Here is a 1,361-nt window from a genome sequence, read left to right as displayed (position 1 = left end):
GTCTCCCCCCCATCCTTGAGGCGGATATGCGCCTCGCGGATCAGCGCGCCGCCAATGCCGCTGCCATGGAACGAGGGCTCCACCGCCAGCGGCGCCAGCGCCACGGCCGCGAAGGTCTTGCCGCCATTCTGGACGAACAGCCGCGAAAACAGGATATGGCCGACCACCTGGCCGTCCTCTTCCGCAACCAGTTCGGCAACCGCGTCGCCGCCGGTCACCAGCGCGTCGACCAGACCGGCCTCCGCCTGCTGGCCGAAAGCGTGTTCCTCGACGAGGCGGATGGCCTCGCGATCCCGCGGCGTTGCCGCGCGTATCGACATCATGCTCATGAGAATTTCAGTCCTTTTTCGATCTTGGCCCCGCGCAGGAATTCCGACGCGGCAGCGGGCTTTCCGCCCGCCCGTTGAACTTCGACCAGCCTGATCGCGCCTGCCCCGCAGGCGACCGTCAGCCGGTCATCGAGAATTCCTCCCGACTCGCCCAAATCTTCCGAAGGCGACAGGCCTTGCGACAGCGTCGAGCGAAGCAGTTTCAGCCGCTCCTGGCGGCCGCCAATTCCTATCTCCGACCAGGCGCCTGGAAAGGGCGACAGGCCACGAATATGATTGTGGACCTCACTTGCCGAGCGAGTCCAGTCCACGCGAGTCTCGGATTTATCGATTTTCTTGGCGTAGGTCACCCCATCCACAGCTTGTGTGGTGAATGTCAGGGTGTTCCCTTCCAACCGCGCCAGCGCTTCCACCATCAAGGCAGCACCGACACTCATCAACCGATCATGCAGATCGCCGGCTGTCATATCGGGTTCGATGGCGCACTTTTCAACCAGCCCGACCGGACCGGTGTCCAGGCCCTCTTCCATGCGCATCACCATCATGCCGCTTTCCAGGTCACCGGCCATGATGGCGCGCTGGATGGGGGCGGCGCCGCGCCAGCGCGGCAGAAGCGACGCATGGCCGTTGACGCAGCCGAGCCGGGTTGCCTCCAGAACCGCCTTCGGCAGCAGCAAGCCATAGGCGACGACCACCGCCACATCGGCCTGCAAGGCGCGAAAAGCGGCCTGTTCGGCCTCTCCTTTGAGCGAAACCGGCGTCCGCACCTCGATGCCCAGTCGCTCCGCCTCGCGCTGCACCGGCGACGGCGTCAGCTCCAGCCCGCGTCGTCCGGCAGCGCGCGGCGGCTGGGTATAGACGACTGATATCTCATGGCCAGCCTCGGCGATCGCGCGCAAGGTCGGCACCGAAAACTCCGGCGTACCCATGAAGATGACGCGAAGGGGCATTTTATCTTCCGGTATCCTGTCTTCTTGCTCGCGCAGTGTGCCGGCTCAGGCATCCGCTTCAAACGGGTTTACGAGCTTCAGG

At 64.7% G+C, this 1,361-nt stretch carries 2 protein-coding genes; both read right to left on the bottom strand.

Annotated features, from left to right (window positions below; genetic code table 11):
- Positions 1 to 329: N-acetyltransferase (locus tag EN932_RS36200; RefSeq protein ID WP_164890851.1), on the bottom strand; the 329-nt coding region annotated here is incomplete at its 3' end.
- Positions 326 to 1,279, bottom strand: a complete 954-nt coding sequence (gene fmt, locus EN932_RS36195) for a methionyl-tRNA formyltransferase (protein ID WP_063170946.1) — start codon at positions 1,277 to 1,279, stop codon at positions 326 to 328. The genes EN932_RS36200 and fmt, both read right to left, overlap by 4 nt.
- Positions 1,280 to 1,361 lie beyond the last annotated feature (82 nt).

Source organism: Mesorhizobium sp. M7A.F.Ca.US.002.01.1.1 (assembly GCF_004022955.1).
Classification (GTDB): Bacteria; Pseudomonadota; Alphaproteobacteria; order Rhizobiales; family Rhizobiaceae; genus Mesorhizobium; species Mesorhizobium ciceri.
The sequence above is the reverse complement of the archived record's forward strand: the minus strand, read 5'-3'. Positions and strand labels throughout refer to the sequence as shown.

Excerpts from the sequence above, each read along its gene's own strand:
- fmt (WP_063170946.1), bottom strand. The coding sequence starts at position 1,279 with ATGCCCCTTCGCGTCATCTTCATGGGTACGCCGGAGTTTTCGGTGCCG.